The sequence below is a fragment of the Flavobacterium lacus genome (genome assembly GCF_003268815.1).
Classification (GTDB): Bacteria; Bacteroidota; Bacteroidia; order Flavobacteriales; family Flavobacteriaceae; genus Flavobacterium; species Flavobacterium lacus.
Genome location: NZ_QLSV01000034.1, coordinates 1 through 1755 on the forward strand (window position 1 = coordinate 1; position 1755 = coordinate 1755).

Consider the following 1755-nt stretch of genomic DNA (forward strand, 5'->3'; position numbering starts at 1 on the left):
GGTAAATAAATCGACTGCAGCATCGGTTTCACATAAAACAGTAGCATCACTTGTTCCTGCATTTGGGATTGGATTGATGGTTACCGTTACCGTTGTGCTTTGTGGATCACATTCGCCTAGTCCGCCAACGGTATAAGTATAAACGTCTGCTATATCTTGACTTGGGTCGAAAACGCCTGTGCCACTCGCAAGTGGTGGTGACCAAGTTCCACCCGCATTAGGAGTTCCTCCTAAAGAATTGAATAAATCTTGTGGTGCTCCGTTTGCACAAAATTCGGCTGTACCTGCTGTGCCTGGATTTGGAATTGGCTCTACTCCTACCGTAACACTCGCTGTGCTATTTGCACATGGTGGCGTGCCGGTGATTGTATAAGTATACGTGTCTGCTGCATCTTGACTTGGGTCAAAAATTCCTGTGCCACTCGCTAAAGCCGGTGACCAAGTTCCACCTGTATCCGGGTTGTTTCCTAATAGTGTGAATAGATCAAAACTTGCGTCGGTTTCACAAACTATTGTGGCTCCATCGGTTCCTGCATTTGGGATTGGATTGATGGTTACCGTTACCGTTGTGCTTTGCGGGTCGCATGGACCTAAATCATTTACCGTGTACGTATAAACGCCTGCTGTATCTTGAGTCGGGTCGAAAACACCTGTACCACTCGCTAACGGTGGTGACCAGGTTCCACCTGCATCAGGAGTTCCTCCTAAATAATTGAATAAATCATCTGCCGGTGAATTTTCACAAAATGGTGCTGAACCTGCTGTGCCTGGATTTGGTATTGGATTAACCGTTACTGTGATTGTAGCTGAACTATTATCACAAGGTAGTGTGCTAATAATCGTATAGGTGTAAACGCCTGCTGTATCTTGGGCGGGGTCGAAAACACCGGTGCCACTGGCTAACGGCGGTGACCAACTTCCGCCTACTTCGGGGTTGTTTCCAAGTAAGGTAAATAAATCGACTGCAGCATCGGTTTCACAAACTATTGTGGCTCCATCGGTTCCTGCATTTGGGATTGGATTGATGGTTACTGTTACCGTTGTGCTTTGCGGATCACATGGACCTAAATCATTTACCGTGTACGTATAAACGCCTGCTGCATCTTGAGTCGGGTCGAAAACACCTGTGCCACTCGCTAAAGGTGGTGACCAGGTTCCACCTGCATCAGGAGTTCCTCCTAAATAATTGAATAAATCATCTGCTGGTGAATTTTCACAAAATGGTGCTGAACCTGCTGTGCCCGGATTTGGGATTGGCTCTACTCCTACCGTAACACTCGCGGTGCTATTTGCACATGGTGGCGTGCCGGTGATTGTATAAGTATACGTGTCTGCTGCATCCTGACTTGGGTCGAAAATTCCTGTGCCACTCGCTAACGGCGGTGACCAAGTCCCACCTGTATCCGGGTTGTTTCCTAATAGTGTGAATAGATCAAAACTTGCGTCGGTTTCACAAACTATTGTGGCTCCATCGGTTCCTGCATTTGGGATTGGATTGATGGTTACCGTTACCGTTGTGCTTTGTGGATCACATTCTCCTAGTCCGCCAACGGTATAAGTATAAACGTCTGCTATATCTTGACTTGGGTCGAAAACGCCTGTGCCACTCGCAAGTGGTGGTGACCAGGTTCCACCTACATCAGGAGTTCCGCCTAAAGAATTGAATAAATCTTGTGGTGCTCCGTTTGCACAAAATTCGGCTGTACCTGCTGTGCCTGGATTTGGAATTGGCTCTACTCCTACCGTAACACTCGC

1 pseudogene is annotated in these 1755 nt (G+C 47.4%); it reads right to left on the reverse strand.

The annotated features are described in order from the left end of the window. Positions 1 to 1755, reverse strand: a pseudogene (locus B0I10_RS15735) (hypothetical protein); the annotation flags it as partial.